This window comes from Ruegeria sp. AI2, assembly GCF_056541275.1.
Genome location: NZ_JBQFYB010000019.1, coordinates 18,208 through 45,142 on the forward strand (window position 1 = coordinate 18,208; position 26,935 = coordinate 45,142).

Below are 26,935 nucleotides of genomic sequence, written 5' to 3' on the forward strand. Positions count from 1 at the left end.
CATGATATGAAATAACATGACAAGTGATGTGCGCCCAGTATCTGGCAAAGACACCGCCCCGGTCGGGTTTCAGGAACATGACCACCAGAGTTGTGTCGCAACGGCTCTGGCATCCGCCGAAGCCCGGTGCAAAGAGGAAGGGCTGCGGTTGACGCCGGTTCGCCGCAAGGTTCTTGAGATGTTATTGCAGGAACATCGCGCCCTTGGTGCCTATGCAATCCTTGACCGGTTGCGCGACGAAGGGTTCGGGTCCCAGCCTCCGGTCGCTTATCGGGCGCTGGAGTTTCTTGTACAAAACGGCTTTGTCCACAAGATCGAGCGGCTGAACGCGTTTGTCGCCTGCTCTCATCCCGGCGCGGCGCATTCTCCTGCTTTCATGATCTGCCGAAAATGCGACGCCGTAGCCGAGGCGCAATCTGCCCCGTCCAAAGGTGTTCTTGGCGCTGCCGCGCGCGCGGCGGGTTTCGAGATCGAGCGAACGGTTGTAGAGGCTGAAGGTCTCTGCCCCGACTGCACCGAAAAGGCATAAAGATGGCCCTGATCACCGTCGAGAAACTCAGCGTCCGCTATGGCGCGCATACCGTGCTGCATCATGTGGATATGGTCATTGAACCGGGTGAAATCGTGACCATCGTTGGCCCGAACGGATCAGGCAAGACCAGCCTGCTGCGCGCCATTATCGGTGCGACACGGCCTTGTGCCGGTCAAGTGTCACTGAAGCCCGGATTGAAAATCGGCTATGTGCCGCAGAAGCTGCATGTCGATCCGACTTTGCCAATTTCCGTCGAAAGGTTCATGCGTCTGACCGATCCTGTGTCGCGCAGGCAATGTGTCGAGGCGCTTGAATCGGCGGGTGTGCCGGATCTGTTGAAACGCCAGATGTCGCAGCTGTCCGGCGGACAGTTCCAGCGGGTGCTGCTGGCTAGAGCTTTGATCAACCGCCCGGACATATTGTTGCTGGACGAAGCGACACAGGGTTTGGACCAACGGGGATCGGCCAGCTTTTACCAGCAAATCGAGACTGTCCGGCGCGAGACCGGATGCGCCATTCTGATGATCAGCCACGAACTGCACGTGGTCATGAGCGCGTCGGACCGGGTGATCTGCCTCAATGGGCATGTCTGTTGCGAAGGATCACCGGCCGTGGTCGCCTCGGCGCCCGAATATCGGGCCTTGTTCGGAACCGGAACAGGTGGCGCGCTTGCCCTTTATCGTCATGAACATGATCACCATCATGATCATGACCATGATGCAAACCCACAGGAAGCGGCGGAATAATGCTGGATGATTTCATGATGCGGGCAACGCTCGCAGGTATTGGCGTGGCGTTTGCTGCGGCCCCCCTTGGGTGTTTTGTCGTATGGCGTCGCATGGCGTATTTTGGCGATGCAACCGCACATGCCGCGATTTTGGGCGTGGCCCTGTCCCTGACGTTTCAGATGTCGATCTTCACGGGCGCGCTGGCTGTCGCTTTGGTCATGGCGCTGACCGTGTCGCTTTTGGCCGGTCGCGGTTATGCGATGGACACGCTGCTGGGGGTTCTGGCGCATTCTGCGCTGGCCTTCGGGCTGGTTGCAGTTTCATTCCTGTCCGGTGTCCGGATTGACCTGATGGCATATCTGTTTGGGGATATTCTGGCGGTCTCCCGTTCGGATATGGTCGTGATCTGGGGCGGTGCGGCGCTTGTCGCGGCGCTGATTGTCTGGCGTTGGTCGCAACTTCTGACCGCGACACTGAACGAAGAACTGGCCTATGCCAGCGGCTTCGATCCAAGGCGAGAACAACTGATCCTGACCCTGTCACTTGCCGTGACCGTAGCGGTGGCGATCAAGGTTGTGGGCGTATTGCTGATCGCCGCAATGCTGATCATTCCGGCGGCCGCTGCGCGAAACCTCGCGCGGTCACCAGAATCGATGGCCCTGATTGCTGCGGGAATAGGTGCGCTTTCGGCTATCACTGGGCTAAGGGCCGCGTATGTATTCGACACTCCGGCAGGGCCCTCGATCGTCTGCGTTGCCGCGATCGTTTTTGCGTGTCTCAGCCTGATCGGATGGCGAACGCAGGACAGGGCCTAAAGGTTCCGTAGGTCGTCGCAGCCGTTACATCCCGATCATCCGGCAATGTGACCGAAACGAAAACGCCACGAAAAAAGGCCCGCAATCCTGCGGGCCTTGATGTATTTCTATCCGCGCCGTTTACTGCGGGATATCGCCTTCCAACCCTTCGACATAGAAGTTCATACCGGCCAGCGTACCGTCGTCGGCTACTTCGCCTTCGGCCAGCCAGTCGCTGCCGTCCTGCTTTTTCAGCGGTCCGGTAAAGGCATGATAGCTGCCATCGGCCAGCGCCGCCTTCAGGGCCAGTGCCTCTTCCTTGATGTCCGCCGGAACCGCGTCCGAAATCTCACCGATTTCTACCATGCCCGGCCCGATACCGTCCCAGGTGTTGGATGAAGTCCAGGTGCCGTCCATCACAGCTCGCGTGCGCGCAATGTAATAGGGTCCCCAATTGTCGATGATCGAGGAAACACGCGGTTTGGGGGCGTATTCGCTCATATCCGAAGCCTGACCGAAGGTGATCACGTTGCCCGCCTCTTGTGCGGCGGCCTGCGGTGCGGTCGAGTCGGTGTGCTGCAGGATCACGTCGGCGCCCTGTTCGATCAGAACAGATGCGGCGTCAGCTTCTTTTGCCGGGTCGAACCAGGTATAGGCCCAGACGATCTTGAACTGGACATCCGGGTTCGCTTTCTTGGCGTGGATATAGGCCGAGTTGATACCGCGGATCACCTCGGGGATCGGGTAGGACCCGATATAGCCGATGATGTTCGATTTGGTCATTTTACCCGCGATATGCCCTTGAACCGCGCGGCCTTCATAGAAACGCGCCGAATAGACCGAGACGTTGTCGGCAGTCTTGTAGCCTGTCGCGTGCTCGAACTTCACATTCGGGAACTTCTTGGCCACGTTGATGGTAGGATCCATATAGCCGAACGAGGTGGTAAAGATCAGATCCGCGCCTTCCAGCGCCATCTGGGTCATCACGCGTTCGGCGTCCGGGCCTTCGGGTACTGATTCAACGAATACAGTCTCGACCTTGTCGCCGAACTCTTCTTCGATCGCCAGACGGCCCTTGTTGTGTTCATAGGTCCAGCCACCGTCGCCGACAGGGCCGACATAGACAAATCCGACCTTGGTCTTGTCTTGCGCCACTGCACCGGTCGCAAGACCAAGCGCTATCGCGGCAGTTGTCAGAAGTGATTTTAATTTCATGTAGTTACTCCCCAAGTTGGTTCAGTTGGCCCCTAGTGTGAGGCATGGAAGGTCCGGCCCAGTGAGGCAGGTGCGCTGCTCTTGTCGGCCGAAAGGATCACAAGCACAAGGATCGTGATGAGATAGGGTGACATTGCCAGATACTCGACGGGAATGGCAACGCCCGCTGCCTGCAAATTAAGCTGCAAGACGGTAATGCCGCCGAACAAATATGCACCCAGCAGGACCCGCCATGGTTTCCAGCTGGCAAACACCACCAGCGCCAGCGCGATCCAGCCGACACCTGCGGTCATGCCCTCGGTCCATTGCGGTACACGGATCAGGCTGATGTAAGCCCCACCCAGGCCCGCGCAGGCCCCGCCGAACAGGATCGCCATGATACGGATTTTGATGACCTTGTAGCCAAGCGCATGGGCGGCATCATGGTTTTCACCAACCGCCCGCAGGATCAACCCGACGCGGGTGTATTTCAGGACGGCCCAGACCACAGCGGTCAGCGCAATGCCCAGATACAGGATGGGGTCGTGCTGGAACAGGATCGGGCCGATGACCGGAATATCACTAATCAAAGGGATGTGGATATCGCCCATGCTGGGGGGTTTGACGCCCACATAGCTTTGCCCCATCAAGGCGCTGAAACCCAGTCCAAACAGGGTCAGCGCAAGGCCGCTGGCAACCTGGTTGGCCAATGCAAACTGTGTCAGCAGGACGAACAGCAGCGACAGGACGGCCCCGCCAATGGCGGCAGCAACAAAGCCCAGCCAGGGCGAGCCGGTTTCGACCGAGATCGCAAAACCGCTGATCGCGCCAACGATCATCATGCCCTCGACACCAAGGTTCAGAACGCCTGCCTTTTCTACGACAAGCTCTCCGATCGCGGCCAGCAGAAGAGGGGTTGCGGCCACCATAAGCGAGGCAACCAGAAGAACGGGATTGATTTGACCAAGGTCCATGATCACGCCACCTCACTACGCGCCGCACGGATGCGGAAGTTTGTCAGAAGATCGAAGGCCAGCAGGAAAAACAGCAGCATTCCTTGAAACACCTGAATGGCAGCAGCAGGCAGACCCAGCTGCGATTGTGCAATTTCGCCGCCAATATAGGTCAACGCCATCAGGCCCCCGGCCAACAGGATACCCACCGGATGCAGGCGGCCCAGAAACGCGACGATGATCGCGGTAAAGCCATAGCCCACGTTGAAATCGATGCTGATCTGACCGGACGGGCCGGACACCTCGAACATACCGGCCAGCCCGGCCAAAGCGCCCGAAATCCCAAGGCAGAACAGGATCAGGCGCGCCGGATTCACACCTGCAAACTTTGCGGCGCGGGGGGCCTCACCCGTCAGACGGATATGGAAGCCCAGCATGTGACGGTTCAGCAATACATAGGCAAAGATCACCGCGATGAAGGCCGCGACAACACCCCAATGCATCCCGGAGCCGGCAATCAGCTCGGCATTATGCGCGCTTTCATAGGATTGCAGGTTGCGCGAGCCGGGAAAGCCGAACCCTTCAGGGTTCTTTAGAAGACCTAGCGAGACCGAGGCCAGCATCTGCTCGGCCACGTAGACCAGCATCAGCGACACAAGGATTTCGTTGGTGCCGAAACGCACCTTCAGCAAAGCCGGGATCGTTGCCCACAGCCACCCGCCAAATGCGCCTGCGACCACCATGATCGGGAAGATGTACCAGGCGTCGAGCGGATAGAAGGCCAGACCTGCGCCCGCGCCGAATATGGCGCCCATGATGTATTGTCCTTCGGCCCCGATATTCCAGATACCGGCCCGAAAACCCAGCGACAATCCGATTGCGATCAGCACTAGGGGCGCGCCTTTGACCAGCAATTGAGGGCGGTAATAGAATGCGAACTCGCCAAACAGCGGCTCCCAGAAGATGGTACCGATGGCTTCGACCGGATTTTTTCCCAAGATGGCAAACAGCAACCCGCCAAACACCATTGTCGCCAGCACCGCCACAAGGGGGGTCGCGTAAGACCAGGCCCTGGACGGCTGTGGCCGTTTCTCCAACACAATCATCTGCTCATCCCCCCAGATGTTTCATCTTTTCGCAAATACTCTCGCCGAAGGCGGCCTAGCAGATCACACATGTGCCACCTCCATGCCATGGGCGCCGCCCATCATCAGGCCAATCTCATCCACGGTCAGGCCGGTGGTCGGGCGCGGTGCGCTCAGTCTGCCTTCGTTCAAGGCCGCAAAACTGTCCGAGATTTCCATCAGCTCATCCAGATCCTGCGAGATGCAGATCACCGCTGTGCCTTTCGCCGCAAGATCGAGTATGGCTTGCCGGATCGACGCGGCCGCCGCGGCATCCACCCCCCAGGTCGGCTGGTTTACCACCAACACATCAGGGTTTTGCAGCACTTCGCGTCCAATCACGAATTTCTGCAGATTGCCGCCGGACAAGGACCGCGCTGCGTTTTCGGGCCCGGGCGTGCGAACGTCGAAGGCTTCGATGATCTTTTCGGCAAAACTCCGGGTTTCGGTCCATTTCAAGAAGCCATTTTTCTCAAGCCCTTCCCGCACAGATCCGGTCAGCAAAGCGTTTTCGGTCAGGCTCATGTCGGGTGCCGCTGCGTGGCCTAACCGTTCCTCGGGCGCGGTCAGAACGCCCAGCTTACGTCGCGCTGTCGGGCCGAGCTTGCCGATCGCCTGACCGTTGAACTTGATTGCATCCGCCGATGTCAGGATTTCCCCGGACAGCACGCCCAGCAATTCATCCTGCCCGTTTCCGGCAACGCCGCCGATGCCCAGAACCTCGCCCTTGCGCACCGTCATGTGCACATTGCGCAATGCGGTGCCGAATTCCGAAGGCGAGGGGACTGACAGCCCGCTGACATCCAGCGCGACCTCGCCCAGTTCCCGGCCCGAGCGTTCGGGCGTCTGCAAGGTTGACCCGACCATCATCTCGGCCATGTCACGCGCCGAGGTTTCAGCGGGTACGCATTCGCCCACGTTCTTGCCCAGACGCAGGATCGTGGCATGGTCGCATAGCGTTCGGATTTCCTCCAGTTTATGCGAGATATACAGGATCGAGGTTCCCTCGGAGCGTAGCTTGTTCAGCGTCTCAAACAGGATATCGACCTCCTGCGGGGTCAGAACCGAGGTCGGTTCGTCCATGATCAGCAGTTTGGGGTCCTGCAAAAGGCAGCGGATGATCTCGACCCGCTGGCGTTCGCCTGCGGACAGGTCGCCAACCGTGCGAAACGGGTCCAGCGGAAGGCCATAAGTTTCCGAAACTTCGCGAATGCGCGATGCCAGATCCCCCATCGGGGGCGGGTTCTCCATCCCCAGCGCGATATTCTCGGCCACGTTCAGCGCGTCAAACAGCGAAAAATGCTGGAACACCATCGCGATCCCATCCGCACGGGCCGCGCGGGGTTCGGGCGGCGCAAACGGATTGCCGCGCAGTTTCATGGTGCCGCTGTCCGGCTTCACAAGCCCATAGATCATTTTCACCAGCGTGGATTTCCCCGCGCCGTTTTCCCCCAGCAGCGCGTGCACTTCGCCTTCACCGATGTCAAAGGACACCTGATCATTGGCCACAACACCGGGGTAGGCTTTGGTCAGCCCTTGCAAGCTCAAAAGTGGAATGGTCACGCGCTCAGGTCCTTCTTCAACTTGTTTTGCAGGGCCGGGCGCAGCAATTGTGCAGCGACGCCCACGGCGATCATATGCGGATGCTTCCCGATCGACGGGTCACCGATCGGGCAGGTGATCCGGCTTATCCGTTCAGGCGGATATCCAAGGGCGGCCAGCCGTGACCGGAATCGCGCCCATTTCGTAGCCGAGCCGATCAGCCCCGCAAAGCCAAAATCGTGCAAAAGCAGTCTGTTGCACAGTTCAAAGTCAAGACTATGCGAGTATGTAAGCACAAGATGTTCAGCGTCACATGGGGCATGGCGGACCAGCTCCGCCGGTTTTGCCGTCGGAACAATTGTCACGCCCGCTGGCACAGCGGCCGGAAAGCGCTGACGGCTGGTATCCACCCAGGTGATCGCAAGATCTGGAAGCGGGGACAGCACATCCACCAGCGCCCGGCCGACATGGCCCGCGCCCCAGATCCACAGATTGCGTGTCGGCTTGTGAACGGGTTCAACCATCCAGCCGTCAATCAGCTGCGGTTCGGGCGCAATCCCCTGTCCGCGCGCCGTCGCCAGCATTCGCTTGACCGACAGGGGCATCGCGCCATCCTTGGTCGGGCGCGCGATGACGGCATCGTCCAGATCATAGACGGTCTTTGCGTCGTAGACCTCGCTCAGCAACGACACGGCACCGCCGCAGCATTGCCCCAACTCGGGTCCAAGCGCATGATGCGTCAGGCGGGCTGGCGTGGTTTGCAACCGTGCGGCATGTGCCGCCTGGTATTCCAGTGTTCCGCCGCCGATTGTGCCGCTTTGCCCGCCGTCCCAGACCAGCATGGCGGCACCAACTTCACGTGGAGACGACCCTTTGATCCCGGCGATGACCACCCGGACCACTTTGCCGTGGGTTTTGACCGCCTCCCTCAAAGCCTCAAGGTCAAATCCCATCAGATGCCTCCCTTCATCCTCTGGACGCCGCGCCAGACCTCTTCGGCGGTGGCGGGCGCGTTGAGCGCCGGATAAGTGTCCCCGCAGGCCGCCACCGCATTCGAAAGCGCCAGCCAGGCCGATATTCCCAGCATGAATGGGGGTTCCCCCACGGCTTTCGAGCGATAGATGGTGTCCTCTCGGTTCTCGCCATCCCAAAGTGCGACGTTGAAAATGTCGGGCCGGTCGGAGCAGGCCGGGATCTTGTAGGTCGAGGGTGCATGTGTGCGCAGGTTGCCCTTGCCGTCCCAGACCAGTTCCTCGGTCGTCAGCCAGCCCGCGCCCTGCACGTAACCGCCTTCGACCTGTCCGACATCCAACGCCGGGTTCAGCGAAGCACCCGCGTCATGCAGGATATCTGTACGCAGAATGCGGTTCTCGCCCGTCAACGTGTCCACAGCGACCTCGGTGACCGAAGCGCCATAGGCGAAGTAGTAAAACGGGCGACCGCGCCCCGCGATCCGGTCCCATTCGATCTTGGGCGTTTTATAAAAGCCGGTGGCCGACAGGCTTATGCGACCCTGATAGGCCAGTGCGGCAGCTTCGGCGAACGTGTACTTTTCTTCACCAACCAAAACCTGGCCATCCGTGAACGTGACGGCAGAGGGGTCGGCCTGATGCCGTTCAGCCAGATAATCGGTCATCCGGTCGCGGATCGTGTCGCAGGCCGCTTTAACCGCCATACCGTTCAGATCGCTGCCTGAAGACGCTGCCGTGGCCGAGGTATTGGGCACTTTGGCTGTATCGGTGGCTGTGATCTTGACCATCTCAAGCGGGATGCCGAAACGCGACGCGGCCACTTGCGCGACCTTCTGGAACAGACCCTGACCCATCTCGGTGCCACCATGATTTAGGTGGACCGAACCATCCTGATACACATGCACCAGCGCACCGGCTTGGTTCAGATGGGTCAGTGTGAAGGAAATTCCGAACTTGACCGGAGAAAAGGCGATGCCCTTCTTGATCACGCTGTTTTCGGCATTCCATTTCTCGATGGCCGCTTTGCGCGCGGCATAGTCGCTGGACTTCATCAGCGCTTCGGTTATGCCATGCAGTTCGAAATCGCTGACCTCCATGCCGTAGGGCGTCGTGTTGCCACCAGCGGGCAGGGGGCGGACCGGGGCGGTCCCTGTTTCCACTGCGCCACGGCTGGTCAGGTCTTCGTGCGGGTCGGGATGACCCAGCGGTTTCTCGTGGGGTTGGACTTCGGCAACCTTATGCGCGGGCTCGTAATAGTTGCGACGGCGCAATTCCACCGGGTCCAGCCCAAGTTCATGCGCGGCGTGGTCCATCACACGTTCGATGGCAACCATCCCCTGCGGGCCACCAAACCCGCGATAGGCGGTGGCTGACTGCGTGTTGGTCTTCAACCGATGGCTTTCAATCCGGGCATTGGGCAACAGGTATGCATTGTCCGAATGCAGCATCGCACGGTCGGCGACGGGCAGGGACAGGTCCTGCGCCCAGCCGCAGATTGCGTACTGCAGAAAGGACACGCCCTGAATGTGACCCTGTTCGTCAAATCCCGCGCGATAGGAAATCCGGAAGGCGTGGCGTTTGCCGGTGATGATCATGTCATCATCGCGGTCATAGCGCATCTTGCAGGCTTTGCCGGTCGCCCGCGCCGCCACTGCGCAGGCAACGGCCAGCGCATTCCCCTGGCTTTCCTTGCCGCCGAACCCGCCACCCATGCGCCGGGTTTCGACGCGGATCGCATGCATGGGCAGGCCCAGAGCGTCCGCCACCTTGTGCTGTATCTCGGTCGGGTGCTGGGTCGAGCTGTGGACAAGCATGTCACCGCCTTCATTCGGCACGGCAAGCGCAGCCTGACCTTCCAGATAGAAATGCTCCTGACCGCCGATCTCGAACGTTCCGTCGATGACGTGGGCGGCGCTTTCAATCGCGGCGTCCGCATCGCCCTTGGCATAGATGCGGGGCCCGTCTTCAAATCGGCTGTCTGCGGCCAGAGCTTCTTCAACCGTCAGGATCGGTGTTTCCTCGGCATAGTCGATCTTGCCCAACCGAACCGCCTTGCGGGCGGCCAGATGGCTGGTGGCAACCACTAGGAAAACAGGCTGGCCGACATAGTGAACCGTCCCGTCGGATAGCAAAGGCTCGTCATGGATCGAGGGCGAAACATCGTTGGCAAAGGGCAGGTCCTGTGCCGTCATGACCCTGACGACCCCGGGTGCCGCTTTCACGGCAGACAGGTCCATCGCGGTAATCGTGCCCTTGGCGATCGGGCTCAGGCCAAAGGCCAGATGCAATGTGCCCTTTGGCGTCGGGATGTCGTCCACATACCGGGCGGAACCGGATACGTGCAGCGGTGCCGCGTCATGGGGAAGGGGTTTGGTTACGCTCATGCCGATACCTCCAGCACGTTGGTCACTTGGCCCTGATCCTCAAGGAAGTACCGTTCCAGCATCGCTTTGGCGGTCTCAAGCCTGTACGTGGCCGAGGCGCGCATATCCGTAAGCGGTGAATAATCGTCGGCAAAAGCGGGCAGAGCGGCGTCAATCGCCTCGCGCGCCCACGGCTTGCCGATCAGCGCGGCCTCGACATGGGCTGCCCGTTTCGGAATGCCAGCCATACCGCCAAACGCGATGCGTGCATCCGCCACCCGTCCGTCCGAAATGGTAATGTTGAAACATCCGCACACGGCCGAGATATCCTGATCGAACCGTTTGCTCAGCTTGTAGCATTTCAGTCGGTCCGCCTGACGCGGGAAGCTGACGGCTTCGACAAACTCACCCGGTGCGCGGTCCTGTTTGCCGTAATCGATGAAGAAGTCTTCCAGCGGGACTGACCGGCGTTCATCACCTTTGCGCAGGTGCAGCGTCGCACCCAATGCGATGAGCGCGGGCGGGTTGTCTCCGATCGGTGAGCCATTGGCAATGTTGCCGCCCACAGTGGCCGCGTGACGGACCTGAACACTGGCATAGCGCCGGATCATTTCGGCATAAGATGGGTGAATGTCCGCCAAGGCGTCGCCCATACGGTTCATATCGACCATGGCACCTAAACGAATTTCTTCTTCGGCGATCGTGATCTCTTTCAGATCGTCACAGCGGTTCAGGAAGATCACCGGATCAAGATCGCGCAGTTGCTTGGTCACCCAAAGCCCAACATCTGTTGCGCCCGCGACCAATGCGGCATTTGGATTCTCGGCATATACGGCAGCCAGCGCGTCGGACGAGCCCGGCAGCATGGGTGAGGCGGCAGGCGTTGCGACAGGCTTGTCCTTAACCCAGACAGGCACGGGCTGCTTCTCAGCCGCTTCAGCTGCGCGAATAATGGGAGCGTAACCCGTGCAACGGCACAGATTACCGGCAAGCTGTGTATCGTGATCCGTCGCGCCATTGGTGTGGCCGGCCACCATCGACATGACAAAACCGGGCGTGCAAAAGCCGCATTGCGAACCGTGCAGGTCAACCATGGCCTGCTGAACCGGATGGACCTCGCCATCGGGGCTGCTGGCGCCTTCGACGGTTCGAACCGCCTTGCCATGCAACTGCGGCAGGAACAGGATGCACGAGTTCAGGGCCTTTGCGCCACCCGCATCCGTCACCATGACAGTGCAGGCACCGCAATCGCCTTCGTTGCAGCCTTCCTTGGTGCCGGTCAGGCCACGATCTTCACGCAGCCAATCCAGCAGAGTGGCCGTCGGATTGATATCCGTCAGCTCCACTGTCTCTCCGTTCAGAAGAAACGTGATGTCCATTCGAGAAACCCGTCGCCTTACCCGGTTGCGCCCTGGTGGTGCCCTCCTTCGATGCGACGTAGAAAGAGTGGCGGGCGGATAGCTTGCCAATGGATGTTAGAAACAGCATGCGTGATCTGGCAAGAAAAACTGCCTGTATGATGCATCATTACAGCCAAATGGCGTGGATTTGTGCACCCTGTGTAAATATCAGTTGCTTGAAATTAAAGCGTTTTTTTGTCAGTGAAGATACCGCTTTCCGAAGCACCTTCTGGAAAATCCGAATAATCGAAAACGATTATTTTGCCAAACAACGGCGCAGGTTCCGGCTTTTGCATGCCTCGCGGCTAGGGTAGCCTGCCGTTCATGAGCAGTACCCCCCGATTCATTCACCTTCGTGTTCACACCGAATATTCCCTTCTGGAAGGGGCTGTGCGGCTGAAAAAACTGCCTGCCCTGTGCGAGAAGATGGGGATGCCTGCCGTTGCGGTGACTGACACTAATTCCATGTTTTCGGCGCTGGAATTTTCGGTGACAGCCAGTCAGGCCGGTGTCCAGCCGATCATGGGATGTCAGGTTGATCTGAATTATGTGCAGTCGCAACCGGGGGAAAAACAAAAATCGCCCGCGCCACTTGTTCTGCTGGCACAGTCCGAGGCGGGGTACGAGAACCTGATGAAGCTGAGCACGTGCCTTTACGTGGACAAGGGCGGGCAGTTGCCGCAGGTCACGCTGGACGAGCTTGCGGACCGCGCCGACGGGCTGATCTGCCTGTCCGGAGGGCCTGACGGGCCGGTGGGCCGCCTATTGCAACAGGGGCAACGTCCGGCGGCCGAGGCGCTGGTGGACCGGCTGGCCGCGATTTTCCCGGATCGTCTGTATATCGAACTCCAGCGTCACCCAGGTGAAGACGGCCAACCCGAGGCCGAACGCCAGACCGAGCGCGGCCATATCGAGATGGCCTATGCCAAGAACCTGCCGCTGGTTGCCACCAATGACGTCTATTTCCCGACCTCGGATATGTACGAGGCCCATGATGCGCTGATCTGTATCGCCGAAGGGGCTTATGTCGACCAGCAGGAAGGTCGCCGCCGCCTGACCGCGCAGCATTATTTCAAGTCGCAGCAGGAAATGGTGACGCTGTTCGCTGATCTGCCCGAGGCCATTGAGAACACGGTCGAGATCGCGCGCCGTTGCGCCTTTATGGCTTATCGCCGCGATCCCATCCTGCCGAAATTCGCCGATGACGAGGTCGCTGAACTGCGCCGCATCGCCAATGAAGGCTTGCAGAAACGTTTGGCGGTAATCCCCCATGCGGTGACGCCCGAGGAGTATCAGGAGCGGTTGGATTTCGAACTTGGCATCATCGAAGGCATGGGCTTTCCTGGTTACTTCCTGATCGTTGCCGACTTTATCCAATGGGCCAAGGATCACGATATTCCAGTTGGACCGGGGCGGGGATCGGGTGCGGGCTCGCTGGTGGCTTATGCGCTGACAATTACCGACCTCGATCCGCTGCGTTACAGCCTGCTGTTTGAACGGTTCCTAAATCCCGAACGGGTTTCGATGCCCGACTTCGATATCGACTTCTGCATGGATCGCCGCGAAGAGGTGATCCGCTACGTGCAGCAGAAATACGGGCGCGACAAGGTGGGGCAGATCATCACTTTTGGTGCCTTGCTGTCCAAGGCCGCCGTACGCGATATCGGGCGGGTGCTGCAAATGCCTTACGGGCAGGTGGACCGTCTGTCCAAGATGATCCCTGTGGAAGGGGTAAAACCGGTTTCCATCGAAAAAGCCCTGAAGGACGAGCCGCGCCTGCGGGAAGAAGCGCGCAACGAAGAGGTGGTGGATCGTCTGCTGACGTATGGCCAGCAGGTCGAAGGGCTGCTGCGCAACGCCTCGACCCACGCGGCTGGGGTTGTGATTGGCGACCGGCCACTGGACGCACTGGTGCCGATCTATCAGGACCCGCGATCCGACATGCCTGCAACCCAGTTCAACATGAAATGGGTGGAACAGGCCGGGCTGGTAAAGTTCGACTTTCTGGGTCTGAAAACCCTGACCGTGATCCAGAACGCGATGGACTTGATCTTCAAGTCCGGACGGAAGTTGCATATCGCCGCCGATGGCACCGAGCTTTACGAACCTGCCGAGGGGGCCGAGAACCAGATCAACGCCATCCCATTGGATGACGAAGCGACGTATAAGCTCTATTCAGCGGCCAAGACGGTCGCGGTGTTCCAGGTTGAATCCTCGGGCATGATGGACGCGCTCAAGCGCATGAAGCCCACCTGTATCGAGGATATCGTGGCCCTCGTCGCGCTCTATCGTCCCGGCCCGATGGAGAACATCCCGACCTATTGCGAGGTCAAGAACGGGCTGCGCGAGATCACATCCGTTCATCCGCTGATCGACCACATTCTTGAGGAAACCCAAGGCATCATCGTCTATCAGGAACAGGTGATGCAGATCGCACAGGTGATGGCTGGGTACAGCCTGGGCGGCGCGGACCTGCTGCGCCGCGCGATGGGTAAAAAGATCAAAGAGGCGATGGATGCCGAACGCCCCAAATTCGAAAAAGGCGCGGCAGAAAACGGGGTGGATGCCAAGAAAGCCAGCGAAGTCTTCGACCTGCTGGAAAAATTCGCCAATTACGGCTTCAACAAATCCCACGCCGCCGCCTATGCGGTGGTCAGCTATCAAACCGGCTGGTTGAAGGCGAACCATCCGGTCGAATTCATGGCGGGTGTCATGAATTGCGATATTCATCTGACCGACAAGCTGGCGATCTATTTCGAAGAGGTCCGAAAAGGGCTGGAACTGCCGTATATCCCACCTTGTGTGAACCGCTCTCAGGCCACGTTCGATGTTGATAACGGACATCTGGTCTATGCGCTGGGCGCGCTCAAGAATGTGGGTGTTGAGGCGATGAACCTGATCGTTGCGGGTCGCGCGTGCAAGCCATTTGTCAACCTGTTCGATTTCGCCCGCCGCGTGGATTTGAAGAAAGTGGGCAAACGCCCGCTTGAGATGCTGGCCCGCGCCGGGGCTTTTGATGAGCTGGACCGGAACCGCCGCCGCGTGTTTGAAAGCCTAGATGCGCTGGTGCAGTATTCGGCCGCGATTCATGAACAGAAGAATTCGAACCAGGTGTCGCTGTTTGGCGAGGCCGGAGATGACCTGCCCGAACCACGCCTGTCGCCGACCCCCGACTGGCTGCCGGCTGAACGTCTGAGCGAAGAGTTCAAGGCCATCGGCTTCTACCTCTCTGGTCATCCTCTGGATGACTATATGCCGGCCTTGAAGCGTAAACAGGTTCTGACGCTGGACGAGGTGACAGAGAAAGCCCGTTCTGGCCCGCTGATTGCCAAGATGGCCGGAGTGGTTGCCGGGCGGCAGGAACGGAAATCGGCCAAGGGTAACCGGTTCGCCTTTGCCCAGCTTTCGGACCCGACCGGCGCTTATGAGGTCACGCTGTTTTCCGACACGCTGGAGAAATGCCGCGAGTTTCTGGAAACCGGCGCTCAGGTGGTTCTGACCGTCGAGGCGACGATGGAGTCCGATCAGCTCAAGCTATTGGGACGTTCGGTTGGACCAGCGGATTCTGTGGTTGCCGAAGCCGGGGCGACAGGACTGCGCATCTTTGTCGACGAAGCGCGGGCGGTGCCAACTATTGCAACGGTTCTTGAAGAAGCCGCAACCGTCGCCAAGGGTGCGGCCCGCGGACCAATCCAACTGTTGTTGCTGGACCCGGGCCTGCCCGGCGACGTCGAAATCGACCTTGGGCGTGTATTCCCGATCAACCCACAAATCAAGGGCGCGATCAAATCGTTGGAAGGTGTGATGACCGTCGAAGAGATTTGACATCGCTTTGTTGCCAGACAGTTAGCGCACCGCTAGGCTGACCTTGCAAATATGTATTCTACTCATGCCATGGGAGGGCGTTGATATGACGATTGCAGGTCTCAATCTCAGAACGATTGTATTGGCGGCGGCGGCATCGCTGGCTTTGGTTTCGGCGACAGCCACGCTAGCGGACGACAAGAAGAAAGAGAACACGATCAAAGGTGCTGTGATCGGTGCCGGGGTCGGGGCCTTGATCGGCGACGGCAAGGGTGCCGCCGCTGGGGCAATTGCTGGTGCGCTGATTGGCGCGAACTCGAAATAAGCGGGGGCGGGATGATGCGTTTGAACGCGATGAAAGTGATCACGACCGCCGCGCTGCTTACAGGGCCTGGCATTGCCATTGCGGACGAGGAAGCTGAACAGATGGTGCAAGCGGCGCTGCCGCTCATGTATCACACATGCGCGTCGGTCATCGAAGAGGCTGACGGGAATGAAGAATACATTGTGGACGTGGTCGGCAAGATGACGGCGTTGTCACTTTATAACCGCCAGGTCGATCTCGAAGCCCATGCCAGTTCGGACGAGGAAAAGGCAGCGCTGCGCGAAACATTTGTGGCGGCTCTGAAAGACGGCTGCGCCGGGGATGAAAACGCCCTGCTGGGTGGCGTTGTCGACAACGCGGTGAAATCAACGCTGGGGCTGTAAGCCGTCAGTAATGTGGCGGGCGTTCGTTACCAAGGACAACGCCGCCTGACCCTTCCTGCGCGCGCTCGGCCTCGCGGTGCAGCAGCATCTCGACACGGCGGGTTAGCCGATCAATCTCGGCCTGTTGCCTGGTGACAACCGCGTTCAGATCGTCAACCGTGCGGGTCAGATGGGCAATCTGTTCTTCCAGTTGCTGCATAGGATGCTCCTGTCTTTCAGGCTGCACATAGCGACCCTGTGACGCCTTGGCCAGAGAAAGCGCGCCTTGCCCAGATGCGGGCCATGGGATAGACCGCGCGCGGAACAGGTACACTCCCAAGGACGCCCCACATGGCCAAGCCCAAGAAACAGCCCCGCCCCAAGGCCGAAACGCCGAAAGGGTTCCGTGACTATTTCGGCGAGCAAGTCACGCAGCGCACCGAGATGCTGCGGACAATTGCGGGCGTCTATCATCGGTACGGGTTTGACGCGCTGGAAAGCAGCGCGGTCGAAACCGTCGAGGCGCTGGGCAAGTTCCTGCCCGACGTGGACCGCCCGAACGAGGGCGTCTTTGCGTGGCAGGAGTTTGACGAGGGCGGAAATGGCGACTGGATGGCCCTGCGCTATGACCTGACCGCGCCTCTGGCCCGGGTTTACGCCCAGCACCGCAACGACCTGCCCACGCCCTATCGCCGCTATGCGATGGGTCCGGTCTGGCGCAACGAAAAGCCGGGGCCGGGGCGGTATCGGCAGTTCTATCAGTGCGATGCGGATACGGTCGGAACTGCCTCGATGGCCGCTGATGCCGAGATCTGTGCAATGCTGGCCGACACGCTGGAAGAGGTTGGCATCCCGCGCGGTGACTACCTGATCCGGGTGAATAACCGGAAGGTTTTGAACGGTGTGCTGGAGGCGATGGGGCTTGGCGATGATCAAGCCGCACGAGACAATGTTCTTCGCACCATCGACAAATTCGACAAGGTGGGTGAGCAGGGTGTGCGCGAGTTGCTGACCAAGGGCCGTCTGGACGCGTCGGGCGCGTTTATCGACGGCGTTGGTCTCAGCGATGATCAGGCAGACCCGGTTATCGCCTTCCTGACTTCCAAGGCCGTCGATACCGCTGGTACATTGGCCAACCTCCGCATTGCCGTGGGTGACAGCAAGATTGGGGCGGATGGGATTGCTGAACTGGAACAGATCGCTGAACTTCTCTCCGCTGGCGGCTACGGCCCCGACCGTATTGTCATTGACCCCTCCGTCGTCCGCGGCCTCGGCTATTACACCGGTCCGGTCTACGAGGCCGAACTGACGTTCGAAATCTTCGACGAGAAAGGCCGCAAGCGGCAATTCGGCTCGGTTGCGGGTGGCGGGCGCTATGACGATCTGGTCAAGCGGTTCACCGGGCAGGAAGTGCCCGCGACCGGGGTGTCCATCGGCGTCGATCGGCTGCTGGCGGCGCTGCGCGAAAAGGGCCGGATCAGCGCCCAGGCCAAAGGCCCCGTTGTCGTCACCGTGATGGACCGCGACCGGATGGCTGATTATCAGGCGATGGTGGCCGAGCTGCGCAATGCGGGCATCCGGGCCGAGGTGTATCTGGGCAATCCCAAGAACTTTGGCAATCAGTTGAAATACGCGGACAAGCGCAACTCTCCGGTTGCGGTGATCGAAGGCGGGGACGAAAAGGCAAAAGGCATCGTGCAGATCAAGGACCTGATCCTTGGGGCCAAGATCGCCGAAAGCGCCACGCTGGAGGAATGGAAAGAACGCCCCAGCCAGTTCGAAGTATCGCGCGCTGATCTGGTCGCGAAAGTGCGTGAAATTCTGGACAGTCAGGACTGACCCATGCCCAACCGTTCCCAGATACAGGCCCGTGCCGCGATGATGCGTGTCCGGTTCGAGGCTGCGGGCGCGCAGGTGGTGGATACCCCGCTGTTGCAACCCGCTGAAATGTTGCTGGACCTCTATGGCGAGGATATCCGCGCCCGTGCCTACGTCACCTCGGACGCGCTGCGGGGCGAGCAGATGCTGCGCCCGGATTTCACCCTGCCTGTTGTTCAGATGCACATGCGGGACGGGGCCGAGCCAGCGCGCTATACCTATTCAGGTGAGGTGTTCCGCCGTCAGGAACACGACCCGGACCGTTCGAACGAATATATTCAGGTGGGGTACGAGGTTTTTGACCGCGATGATCCCGCTGGTGCCGATGCCGAAGTGTTTTCGCTGATGGCGCTGCAACTGCGCGGGCTGCCTCTGCGCGCAGCGACCGGGGATATCGGTATCCTAACCGCGGCTGTCGAAGGGCTTCGGACCACAGACCGCCGCAAGGCCGCGCTGATGCGGCACCTGTGGCGGCCGCGCCGGTTTCGTGCGCTGCTGGACCGGTTTGCAGGGCGTAAACCGGGGCCCGAAGGCCGTGACGCGCTTTTGGACGCGGACGACCCGATGGCGATTGATGTTCCGATGATCGGCAAGCGTCGCGCGCCCGAGATTGCCGACCGGATCAAAGCCCTGCGCGAAGATCGCGCTGCGCCGCCGATCTCTGACAATGAGCTGGCCGGGTTGGAAACGCTGCTGAATGTGCGTGAAACCATGCCCTTCGCGTTGGAACAGCTGAGGGATGTGGCAGTGGATCTGCCGCAGATCACCACGGCGCTGGACCGATTGGAGGCGCGGATCGCGGCCCTGCAGGCACGCGGTGTCGATGTCGCACGGCTGGATTTCGAAGCGTCTTATGGCCGGACATCGATGGAATATTACGACGGGTTCGTCTTTGGGTTCTACGCCGAAGGCCGTCCCGACCTGCCGCCCGTCGCCACCGGTGGGCGCTATGATGCGCTGACGCGCCGCTTGGGGGATGGGGCCGAAATCCCCGCAATCGGTGGCGTGATCCGCCCGGACCTGATGCTTGAAATCGAGGAGGCCGCGCAATGAGCGTGAAACTGGGCGTGCCCTCGAAGGGCCGGTTGATGGAAAAGACCGTCTCATGGTTCGAAAAACATGGCATCATGCTGTCCCGCAACGGCTCGGACAGGGAATATGCGGGTAGGGTTGACGGGATTGACGGCGTCTCGCTGGTTCTGTTGTCGGCGGGTGAGATTCCGCGCGAACTTGCGTCGGGCCGTATTCATCTGGGCGTCACCGGCATCGATCTGGTGCATGAGAAGCTGCCACGCTGGGAACAGCAGGTCGAAGAGATTGCGCAGCTGGGCTTTGGCAAAGCCGATCTGATCATTGCCACACCCGCCTGCTGGGTCGATGTGGACACGCTGGACGATCTCGATGCGGCGGCAGCAGCATTTCGCAACACCCACGGCCACCGGCTGCGGATCGCCACCAAATATCACCGACTGGTGCGGGAGTTCCTGACCGACGCGGGCGTGGCCGACTACACTCTGGTCGACAGCCAGGGGGCGACCGAAGGTACGGTCATGAACGAAACAGCCGAGGCAATTGCTGATATCACCTCCTCAGGTGAAACCCTGCGGGCAAACCACCTCAAGATCCTGTCGGACGGTCTGATCCTGCAATCGCAGGCCACGTTGTGGCGCAGCCGGGTTGCAAAGGTCGACGCGGCGGATAAGGCGGTTCTGACGGAATTGCTGGATCGGCTGCGGTAACTACAGCACACCGATATCCGCAAGGGCGCGGTTCAGATCATCGGGCAGGGTGTCATCCTGCGCGCGCCCTTTCGGCAAGTCGGCTGGTGTATCTTCGGGCTTCAGGTATCGCCACCCCTGAAACGGGCGTTTCAAGGCGTTCTGGGTCCGATGTACGTTAGGGTCGAGAACGATGGCGCAGCGGCGGATACCGTCCTCGCCGATCACCTCGTCCAGGCGCAGAATACGCTGACGGCACTGTACGACACCTTTGATGACCCAATAGATTGATCCGCCATTCAGAATCTCGGCATCACGTTTGGGCCACATGCGGGTTACGTGGCGCGGATATCCGTCCTCATAAAGCGGTTTGCGGCTGTCTTGCCACGCGATCAGAGAGTCCACGCTTTCCGAACCAACCGAAAGTTTGATGAGGTTCACGTACTTATCCACAGCTTTCCCACAGAGTCGTCCCTTTGCTATCTATCCATTGTAGCTCAGGATTGGCTTTCATCAAGGTGTAGTGGGTGTTAGTCTGGATACCTCTTTCAGCACAGGGAATCACCAATGAGCCGCTTTGCCGCCCCCATCGCCGAGCAGATCTGGGACATGAAATACCGCTTCAAACAGGCGGATGGCACGCCCATCGATCAGACGGTTGAAGACAGCTGGCGACGCATCGCCCGTGACCTCGCGCGGGTCGAGGACGACCCGGATCATTGGGAAGACAGGTTCTACGAGGCACTGGAAGATTTCAAATATCTGCCCGCCGGGCGCATCACTGCTGGCGCAGGCACCGCGCGGCAGGTGACACTGTTCAACTGCTTCGTCATGGGCACCATCCCCGACAGCATGGGTGGTATCTTTGACATGCTGAAAGAGGCCGCGCTGACCATGCAGCAGGGGGGCGGGATCGGCTATGATTTCTCGACCATCCGCCCGCGTGGCGCGGATGTGAAAGGTGTGGCGGCAGATGCCTCGGGCCCGCTCAGCTTTATGGATGTGTGGGACGCAATGTGCCGCACGATCATGTCCGCGGGTTCGCGCCGGGGGGCGATGATGGCCACCATGCGCTGCGATCACCCCGATATCGAACAGTTCATCACCGCCAAATCCGACCCGGCCCGCCTGCGCATGTTCAACATGTCGGTGCTGGTGACCGATCCCTTCATGGAGGCGGTCAAGGCCGACGGCCCATGGGAGTTGCAGTTTGACGGCAAGATCTATCATACCGTGCAGGCGCGCGATCTGTGGAACAAGATCATGCAGGCCACGTATGATTATGCCGAACCGGGCGTGATCTTCATCGACCGCATCAATCAGGCCAACAACCTGAGCTATGTTGAAACCATCGCCGCGACGAACCCCTGTGGCGAACAGCCTCTGCCGCCGTACGGGGCGTGCCTGCTGGGCTCGATCAATCTGGCGCGGCTGGTTGCCGAACCGTTTGGGGATGCTGCGCATCTGGATGAACCGGCGTTGCAGGAACTGGTCGCGACAGCCGTGCGCATGATGGATAACGTCGTGGACGCCTCAAAATTCCCGCTGGCCGAGCAAGAGGCGGAAGCGCAGGACAAGCGCCGCATCGGGCTGGGCGTGACGGGTCTTGCGGATGCGCTGCTGATGCTGGGCCTGCGCTATGGGTCCGACGAGGCGGCGCGCCAGACGGAACGCTGGTTGCACGCAATCGCCCGCGCCGCATATCTGGCCTCGGTCGATCTGGCTAAGGAGAAAGGCGCGTTCCCCCTGTTCGACGCCGAGAAATATCTGGCCAGCGGCACGATGCAGCAAATGGATGACGACGTCCGCGATGCGATCCGCGAACATGGTATCCGCAACGCTCTGCTGACCTCGATTGCGCCCACGGGCACGATTTCGCTTTATGCCGGGAACGTGTCGTCGGGGATTGAACCGGTCTTTGCCTATGCCTACACCCGCAAGGTTCTGCAAAAAGACGGCTCGCGCACCGAAGAAGAGGTCGTGGATTACGCCGTTCAGATGTGGCGCGACAAGTTCGGCGACGCAGCGCTGCCGGACTATTTCGTCAATGCCCAGACCCTGACGCCGTCGGATCACGTCAAGATGCAGGCGGCAGCGCAAAAATGGATCGACAGCTCGATCTCCAAGACCATCAACTGCCCGGAAGATATCAGCTTTGACGCCTTCAAGGATGTCTACATGCAGGCCTGGGATCAGGGCTGCAAAGGGTGCACGACCTATCGCCCCAACGATGTGACCGGCTCGGTTCTGACCGTTTCTGAAAGCGATGACAAGGTGCCGGGGGAAAGCGCGAATGCGCCTCATGAAATTGAAGGCGGCGACGTCATCTACATGTCCGAACCGCTGGATCGCCCGCAATCACTGGAGGGGTCGACCTACAAGCTGAAATGGCCCGATAGCGAGCACGCGATTTATCTGACCATCAACGACATCATCATCTCGGGCCGCCGCCGCCCGTTCGAAGTGTTCATCAACTCCAAGAACATGGAACATTACGCCTGGACACTGGCGCTGACGCGGATGATCTCGGCCGTGTTCCGCCGGGGTGGGGACGTGTCCTTTGTGGTCGAAGAGCTGAAAGCCGTTTTCGACCCGCGCGGCGGGGCGTGGGTCAAAGGCAAGTATATCCCATCGATCCTGGCCGCGATCGGGGGCGTGATCGAACAGCACATGGTCGCCATCGGCTTTCTGGAAGGCGAGGGGATGGGGTTGAAATCCGATCCCCAGGCGCAAGTGGTGAACCTGGACGCGCCACGTGGCAAAGCCTGCCCGTCCTGCGGTCAGTACGACATGGTCATGATCGAAGGCTGCATGACCTGCCGCAGCTGCGGTCATTCCAAATGCGGATAGGTATGAAGCGCTGAACGTGATGTGTGTGAAAGCCCACAACAGTTTGCAATTTAACCAGCTTAAATTGCAACTCTGACCACTAAAATTTTGCCATCGCTCTTGAGGAGCGGTGGCAGCGTATGAACCTCTCGATGCGCTCTGCCGTAAGAGTTTGCTTTTTGGGGGGAGTTGTTTGACCGCTTCTGATAGAAGATTGTGTCAGCATGGTTGCAAAAAACTTGTGCATATGAGTTTGCAGGACGCCTACAGGGCTCAGCCTGGACTATCCGTCTACATCCCAATTTTTCAGAGCGTCCCCAGTGAAACTGGCAGTGCTTCACATCAGTGAGTGGTGAAGACCTCCGACGATCATAGTTAGTTTCAAAACTTCGCCTTGGTCCAAACCGTGCGTCAGTATTGTTTTACACAAGAAGGACAACTACTGATTGTTCGGCGAGCTATCCGCCACGATTTACTCAACTTAGGACATCGGTATTTTAGAAGGGATAAGAAATGGAGCGACTTTTTCCATCGCTACAACAGCTGAGTGAGGAGTATGTGCTCGTACAAGCTTGGAAAAAGTCAGAAGCCCAGATTCGATATCACAATTGGTTTTCCGATACATTGGAGCTCGATCGAGCGGCAGCAAATCTTCCAGAGTTCATAGCGCATCTGTCCAGAAAGCTGAGTAGTGGTAGGTACGAAACCACTCCTCTAAAGCTTGTTCCTGCTCCCAAGAGCCAAAAATGGAGTGTCGCCTCCAATGGGCTATGGCGACCGCTACCAACAGAAAAAGACAAAGTTCGCCCTCTCGCCCATGTCAGTCTTTCCGATCAGGTTGCAGCGACGGCAGTCCTTCTATGCCTAAGTGAACGTGTCGAATCTGCTCAAGGAGATTCAAGAGGCGAGTACGCCACCACAGCGGATCGAAAGAAGGTTGTTTCTTATGGAAATCGCTTGTTTTGTGACCGAACTCAAACAGGTGACAACCTCATCCATCGTTGGGGGTCGTCTAAGCTTTATCGCGCGTATTTCCATGACTATCGAACGTTCTTAAATCGTCCCGAAAGTATTGCTGCGATCTGCGCAAAGAAGCCTCAAGACGTATACATTGTTCAAACGGATCTTAGGCAGTTCTATGACCGTGTGACACCTGAATTCTTGCAGTCGAAGATTGCCCAGTTGCGGCAGCCTGGAGATGACGAGCAATTCTTTTCATTGGCGTCTAACATTCTAAACTGGGGCTGGAGCAAGCGCGACCAGCGCCAGTTCGAACTGTATAAAGAGCGATTGCAAATACCTGATTTTGAACGGGTTGCGCTGCCACAGGGATTGGTAGCGGCGGGGTTCTTTTCCAACGTGGTGATGTTGGACTTTGATCGAGCAGCACTCGAAAGAATTGGAGAAGAGATTGCACCTGGAGTTTGGTTGCAAGATGTCTGTCGGTATGTCGATGACCTACGCCTGACTATCACTGCAGCCCCTGGATTGTTACCTTCGGAAGCACAACAGCATACCATCCATTGGATAACACAGTTACTCAATGAACACAGTTCGGGGCAGCAAGTTTCACCAGAAAAGACAAATATAGCTTCGATAGGAAGACATGAGCAGCCATTAGTACGGCAGTCGCGGAAAATGGAACGCATTCAGAATGCTATCTCAGGTGGTTTCGACGCGAGTGGAGGTACCGAGGTTATTTCTGCGATTGAGGCTTTGGTTCGCTCACAAGATCGCTTGGAAGTCACGCCAGGCTCAAATGGTCCGGCGAGTCTTCAGGCGGTTGCGGACGTGAAAGATGAAACGGTTGGGCGTTTCGCGGCAGGTCGATTCCGGCGGACATACAGGTCTCTTCGCCCGTTGCTTGATAATCAAAGTCGCATTGAGGCACTTGGGGATGGCGAAAAGATTCTTCCGCGGGATGGCCTTACCCAAGAAGAGTTGGATGACGAAGCACATGCATTCGCTCTAACTTTGATTCAGCGTTGGATCGCTGATCCCTCCAACGTTCGTCTTTTAAGAGTCGCCTTAGACCTTTGGCCGTCAACGCAGATTTTGTCGGACATTCTTAGACTATTCGAGCCATATATTTCGGGTGATATCGGTGTATTTTCATCCCGGCGGATTGCATATTATTGTTTGGCAGAGATACTTCGAGCAGGTGCAACAGAAACAGGCTTTGTCAGAGACGAAGAGTGCTTGCCTACAAATGTTGATCTAAGAGGTTATCGAGAGCTTTTGCTCCGAGTGGCTATCAGAATCGTACAAGGGCAAGCCAACCAAGCTCCCTGGTACCTCATTCAACAGGCGTTGCTATATATTTGCGTGCACGATCCTCGAAGCATTGAGGTTCCGAAGGTAGTGAAGTCGAATAGCTATTATTGGAGAATGGTTGCTTTTCTTCAGAACAGCACTGAAGGTATTTCGGATCGTGAATTTGCAACGCTGGCGATACTTAGTCGCCGTTCCTTCCTGCCCAAGGAAAAGGCCATTGACTATGTTGGAGCGGCGTTGACGACTGGCAGATTCAGCGAAATTGCCGCACGCGATATCGAGTTTGCTGTCGACCTAATGCGGGCCGCCAATAGTCACTTTGACATCTTGCCAAGTATAGCAACAGATATTGGTAAGTTAGAGGATCCAAGTGCTCTTGAGGATTTCACCCTAACCCATCTCGTCCAAGAAGGTGGTCCTCTCAATTCCTTGAGAAATGAAATTGGTGTCCTCTCCTTTGCTTCGAAGTTTTTGGATGCGGCAAAGCGGGATGGCGTGCCGCCGGTCGTGCCACCGTCAACCGTTCAGATTACGGTCGAAGCCGTTGGCCAATACTCAAGTGTGCAGAAGATTTCCTTCAAGAAAGAACAAAGGGCTAAGGGCTACAAGTCAATTTATTCTGTGCCCTCGTGGGTAGGTGAGTCCCAAAAGTGGCGTTTTCAGCTTGGGTATCTTCTCCGCTATATTTTGACAGCCCGAGTTGATTTCGCACTGCCTGTACGCCCTCCTTCCAGCAAGGAGAGTGAACCGCTTTATCGCCCTACTCGTGCGCATTGGATGAAGAGGCACTACGGCTTCTATAATGGTCACGAAGCGTTCGGTGACGACTGGCTGCCAATCTCGCAATTCACTCAAGAGCTCCTATTTTCATTGTTGAATTGGCCTGGTTGCCAATCCCGGCAACAAGAAAGCTTAGAACTTTCACTTGATGATGTGATTGAGCGTGTTGAAGTGGCGCTTGAGGAAGCGCAGAACGGGATTGGTTCAGCTACTGGTGCGCTGATGATAAAGCTGGATGCCCCTATGCCAGGAACTCGTAAGGCTGGCCGTCCACTGAGAGCTTGTGTCGTTCAATCCGTAATGCCTGAAGAGAAGGATTTGGTGCCGGATCCAAAAGATCTGTCGACTGTAGATCTTGAGATTCAAAACCCAGTTACACGGAGAAAGCACCGAAGGCACTTGGCTACGGCGTTGGCCGCTATAGAAAAAATGCTGGATTTGAGAAGAACACACAAGCCTGAAAACAAAGGGTTGGATTGGGTTATTTTTCCAGAGCTTTCTGTCCATCCCCAAGATGTGGAAACACTTCTTGTACCGTTTGCGCGGGCCCACAAAACAGCTATTTTGGCTGGCATTGGATACGAAAGAATTCTTCCTGGTTTCCCTCTCGTAAACTCTGCTCTTTGGGTTATCCCCAAAGTGGTTCCAGGTAGAGGGCTGCAGATGGTAATTCGGAGGCAAGGAAAGAAACACCTGTCTCCGATGGAGAAACCCTTTAATAAGTCTGTGCAAAAAGTTGTCGGCTTTCGACCTTGCCAATGGTTAATCGGTTATGAATGGTCTCCAGAAGTTGAGCGCGATCCTCTGTGGCTATCCGCAGCAATTTGCTACGATGCGACCGACCTAAAGTTGGCAAGCGACTTGCGAGATCGGTCGGATATTTTTGCAATTCCTGCGTTGAACCAAGATGTAGGGACCTTCGACCAAATGGCCCAAGCCCTCCATTATCATATGTTTCAAAAAGTAATCATCGCAAATAATGGTAATTTCGGAGGGAGTAATGCTTACTTGCCAAAGGGTGGTTCGCCATTCAAGCGCCAAGTATTTCATACCCACGGGCAACCTCAGGCCACCATTTCGTTTTTTGAAGTAGATGACATTGATGAGATGAAAGCGCGCCGTCAGCTCGGGCAAATGGAAGAAAAAGAAGCGCGAAAGGAGTGGAAGTACCCTCCTGCAGGCTGCTGCTAAGGAAGATCAGATTCATAGCTCAATTCATTTCGTTTTATTGATTGTTCGCAGTTGCTCAGACCTCGGTGCAGATTTCGAGGCGTGAGCAGCCTCATCTGACTGGTCCATTTTGATTGTTAGTGCATGATCGGCCTCTGATCCATCGGAATGATGGCTTCAGGAGCTGGTGGTTT

The 26,935-nt window shown here is 58.1% G+C and carries 20 protein-coding genes; 11 read left to right on the plus strand and 9 right to left on the minus strand.

What is annotated here, in order from left to right; translation table 11 throughout:
• Window positions 1-16: 16 nt before the first annotated feature.
• The 3 genes from ACR0LL_RS19555 to ACR0LL_RS19565 are packed head-to-tail and all read left to right on the plus strand — an operon-like array spanning window position 17 to window position 2,075.
• Window positions 17-529 (plus strand): Fur family transcriptional regulator, encoded by a 513-nt coding sequence (locus tag ACR0LL_RS19555; protein WP_480588827.1) that lies wholly within the window; start codon window positions 17-19, stop codon window positions 527-529.
• A gap of 2 nt (window positions 530-531) precedes the next feature.
• A complete protein-coding gene (locus tag ACR0LL_RS19560) occupies window positions 532-1,278 on the plus strand; it encodes a metal ABC transporter ATP-binding protein (RefSeq protein ID WP_480588828.1) in 747 nt (248 codons plus the stop codon).
• On the plus strand, window positions 1,278-2,075 hold the full coding sequence (locus ACR0LL_RS19565) for a metal ABC transporter permease (protein WP_480588830.1): 798 nt from the start codon (window positions 1,278-1,280) through the stop codon (window positions 2,073-2,075). Before ACR0LL_RS19560 ends, ACR0LL_RS19565 begins: the two co-directional genes overlap by 1 nt.
• Window positions 2,076-2,195: 120 nt before the next feature.
• Here the strand turns inward: ACR0LL_RS19565 and ACR0LL_RS19570 are convergent, their stop codons facing one another.
• From ACR0LL_RS19570 to xdhA, 7 genes are all read right to left on the minus strand, one after another.
• The gene (locus ACR0LL_RS19570) at window positions 2,196-3,269 is read right to left on the minus strand and encodes a BMP family ABC transporter substrate-binding protein (RefSeq protein ID WP_480588831.1); all 1,074 of its coding nucleotides are present in this window, start codon (window positions 3,267-3,269) and stop codon (window positions 2,196-2,198) included.
• Window positions 3,270-3,301: 32 nt separating this feature from the next.
• Window positions 3,302-4,222, minus strand: coding sequence for an ABC transporter permease (locus ACR0LL_RS19575; RefSeq protein ID WP_480588833.1), 921 nt, complete (start codon window positions 4,220-4,222; stop codon window positions 3,302-3,304).
• A gap of 2 nt (window positions 4,223-4,224) precedes the next feature.
• A complete protein-coding gene (locus ACR0LL_RS19580) occupies window positions 4,225-5,307 on the minus strand; it encodes an ABC transporter permease (RefSeq protein ID WP_267363631.1) in 1,083 nt (360 codons plus the stop codon).
• Window positions 5,308-5,370: 63 nt separating this feature from the next.
• A complete protein-coding gene (locus ACR0LL_RS19585) occupies window positions 5,371-6,888 on the minus strand; it encodes an ABC transporter ATP-binding protein (RefSeq protein ID WP_480588835.1) in 1,518 nt (505 codons plus the stop codon).
• Window positions 6,885-7,820: a xanthine dehydrogenase accessory protein XdhC gene (xdhC, locus tag ACR0LL_RS19590; protein ID WP_480588836.1), complete on the minus strand. Its 936-nt coding sequence runs from the start codon at window positions 7,818-7,820 to the stop codon at window positions 6,885-6,887. The genes ACR0LL_RS19585 and xdhC overlap by 4 nt, the downstream gene beginning before the upstream one ends.
• A complete protein-coding gene (gene xdhB / locus ACR0LL_RS19595; RefSeq protein ID WP_480588837.1) occupies window positions 7,820-10,222 on the minus strand; it encodes a xanthine dehydrogenase molybdopterin binding subunit in 2,403 nt (800 codons plus the stop codon). Before xdhB ends, xdhC begins: the two co-directional genes overlap by 1 nt.
• On the minus strand, window positions 10,219-11,580 hold the full coding sequence (gene xdhA / locus ACR0LL_RS19600; protein ID WP_480588839.1) for a xanthine dehydrogenase small subunit: 1,362 nt from the start codon (window positions 11,578-11,580) through the stop codon (window positions 10,219-10,221). Before xdhA ends, xdhB begins: the two co-directional genes overlap by 4 nt.
• 345 nt (window positions 11,581-11,925) lie before the next feature.
• Between xdhA and dnaE the strand changes: the two genes are divergently transcribed.
• From dnaE to ACR0LL_RS19615, 3 genes are all read left to right on the plus strand, one after another.
• The gene (gene dnaE, locus ACR0LL_RS19605; protein ID WP_480588840.1) at window positions 11,926-15,426 is read left to right on the plus strand and encodes a DNA polymerase III subunit alpha; all 3,501 of its coding nucleotides are present in this window, start codon (window positions 11,926-11,928) and stop codon (window positions 15,424-15,426) included.
• Between the two features lie 85 nt (window positions 15,427-15,511).
• Window positions 15,512-15,730, plus strand: a complete 219-nt coding sequence (locus ACR0LL_RS19610; protein ID WP_480588841.1) for a YMGG-like glycine zipper-containing protein — start codon at window positions 15,512-15,514, stop codon at window positions 15,728-15,730.
• An 11-nt stretch (window positions 15,731-15,741) separates the two neighbouring features.
• On the plus strand, window positions 15,742-16,113 hold the full coding sequence (locus tag ACR0LL_RS19615) for a hypothetical protein (protein ID WP_480588843.1): 372 nt from the start codon (window positions 15,742-15,744) through the stop codon (window positions 16,111-16,113).
• 4 nt (window positions 16,114-16,117) lie between these two features.
• Here ACR0LL_RS19615 and ACR0LL_RS19620 read toward each other — a convergent pair whose 3' ends face one another.
• A complete protein-coding gene (locus ACR0LL_RS19620; RefSeq protein WP_480588845.1) occupies window positions 16,118-16,312 on the minus strand; it encodes a SlyX family protein in 195 nt (64 codons plus the stop codon).
• 131 nt (window positions 16,313-16,443) lie between these two features.
• On the opposite strand from ACR0LL_RS19620, the gene hisS reads away from it, so the two are divergent.
• Genes hisS through hisG form a run of 3 tightly spaced genes read left to right on the plus strand, consistent with a single transcriptional unit; the run spans window position 16,444 to window position 19,709 of the window.
• The gene (hisS, locus tag ACR0LL_RS19625) at window positions 16,444-17,931 is read left to right on the plus strand and encodes a histidine--tRNA ligase (protein WP_480588846.1); all 1,488 of its coding nucleotides are present in this window, start codon (window positions 16,444-16,446) and stop codon (window positions 17,929-17,931) included.
• Between the two features lie 3 nt (window positions 17,932-17,934).
• Window positions 17,935-19,023 carry an ATP phosphoribosyltransferase regulatory subunit gene (locus ACR0LL_RS19630; RefSeq protein ID WP_480588848.1) on the plus strand — a complete coding sequence of 363 codons (1,089 nt, stop codon included), beginning with the start codon at window positions 17,935-17,937 and terminating at the stop codon, window positions 19,021-19,023.
• Window positions 19,020-19,709: an ATP phosphoribosyltransferase gene (gene hisG / locus ACR0LL_RS19635; protein ID WP_480484818.1), complete on the plus strand. Its 690-nt coding sequence runs from the start codon at window positions 19,020-19,022 to the stop codon at window positions 19,707-19,709. The genes ACR0LL_RS19630 and hisG overlap by 4 nt, the downstream gene beginning before the upstream one ends.
• On the opposite strand, the gene ACR0LL_RS19640 is transcribed toward hisG, so the two are convergent.
• Entirely contained in the window at window positions 19,710-20,141 is a 432-nt protein-coding gene (locus tag ACR0LL_RS19640) for a DUF1489 family protein (RefSeq protein WP_267363648.1), read from the minus strand.
• Window positions 20,142-20,255: 114 nt separating this feature from the next.
• Between ACR0LL_RS19640 and ACR0LL_RS19645 the strand changes: the two genes are divergently transcribed.
• Both ACR0LL_RS19645 and ACR0LL_RS19650 read left to right on the plus strand, forming a co-directional pair.
• Window positions 20,256-22,538: an adenosylcobalamin-dependent ribonucleoside-diphosphate reductase gene (locus tag ACR0LL_RS19645; protein WP_480489016.1), complete on the plus strand. Its 2,283-nt coding sequence runs from the start codon at window positions 20,256-20,258 to the stop codon at window positions 22,536-22,538.
• A 492-nt stretch (window positions 22,539-23,030) separates the two neighbouring features.
• A complete protein-coding gene (locus ACR0LL_RS19650) occupies window positions 23,031-26,762 on the plus strand; it encodes an RNA-directed DNA polymerase (RefSeq protein WP_480588850.1) in 3,732 nt (1,243 codons plus the stop codon).
• Window positions 26,763-26,935 lie beyond the last annotated feature (173 nt).

Bases quoted from the DNA above. Each gene is read 5' to 3' on its own strand.
- ACR0LL_RS19555 (WP_480588827.1), top strand. From the start codon at position 17: ATGACAAGTGATGTGCGCCCAGTATCTGGCAAAGACACCGCCCCGGTC.
- ACR0LL_RS19560 (WP_480588828.1), top strand. From the start codon at position 532: ATGGCCCTGATCACCGTCGAGAAACTCAGCGTCCGCTATGGCGCGCAT.
- ACR0LL_RS19565 (WP_480588830.1), top strand. From the start codon at position 1,278: ATGCTGGATGATTTCATGATGCGGGCAACGCTCGCAGGTATTGGCGTG.
- ACR0LL_RS19570 (WP_480588831.1), bottom strand. From the start codon at position 3,269: ATGAAATTAAAATCACTTCTGACAACTGCCGCGATAGCGCTTGGTCTT.
- ACR0LL_RS19575 (WP_480588833.1), bottom strand. From the start codon at position 4,222: ATGGACCTTGGTCAAATCAATCCCGTTCTTCTGGTTGCCTCGCTTATG.
- ACR0LL_RS19580 (WP_267363631.1), bottom strand. From the start codon at position 5,307: ATGATTGTGTTGGAGAAACGGCCACAGCCGTCCAGGGCCTGGTCTTAC.
- xdhC (WP_480588836.1), bottom strand. From the start codon at position 7,820: ATGGGATTTGACCTTGAGGCTTTGAGGGAGGCGGTCAAAACCCACGGC.
- xdhB (WP_480588837.1), bottom strand. From the start codon at position 10,222: ATGAGCGTAACCAAACCCCTTCCCCATGACGCGGCACCGCTGCACGTA.
- xdhA (WP_480588839.1), bottom strand. From the start codon at position 11,580: ATGGACATCACGTTTCTTCTGAACGGAGAGACAGTGGAGCTGACGGAT.
- dnaE (WP_480588840.1), top strand. From the start codon at position 11,926: ATGAGCAGTACCCCCCGATTCATTCACCTTCGTGTTCACACCGAATAT.
- ACR0LL_RS19610 (WP_480588841.1), top strand. From the start codon at position 15,512: ATGACGATTGCAGGTCTCAATCTCAGAACGATTGTATTGGCGGCGGCG.
- ACR0LL_RS19615 (WP_480588843.1), top strand. From the start codon at position 15,742: ATGATGCGTTTGAACGCGATGAAAGTGATCACGACCGCCGCGCTGCTT.
- ACR0LL_RS19620 (WP_480588845.1), bottom strand. From the start codon at position 16,312: ATGCAGCAACTGGAAGAACAGATTGCCCATCTGACCCGCACGGTTGAC.
- hisS (WP_480588846.1), top strand. From the start codon at position 16,444: ATGGCCAAGCCCAAGAAACAGCCCCGCCCCAAGGCCGAAACGCCGAAA.
- ACR0LL_RS19630 (WP_480588848.1), top strand. From the start codon at position 17,935: ATGCCCAACCGTTCCCAGATACAGGCCCGTGCCGCGATGATGCGTGTC.
- hisG (WP_480484818.1), top strand. From the start codon at position 19,020: ATGAGCGTGAAACTGGGCGTGCCCTCGAAGGGCCGGTTGATGGAAAAG.
- ACR0LL_RS19645 (WP_480489016.1), top strand. From the start codon at position 20,256: ATGAGCCGCTTTGCCGCCCCCATCGCCGAGCAGATCTGGGACATGAAA.
- ACR0LL_RS19650 (WP_480588850.1), top strand. From the start codon at position 23,031: ATGGAGCGACTTTTTCCATCGCTACAACAGCTGAGTGAGGAGTATGTG.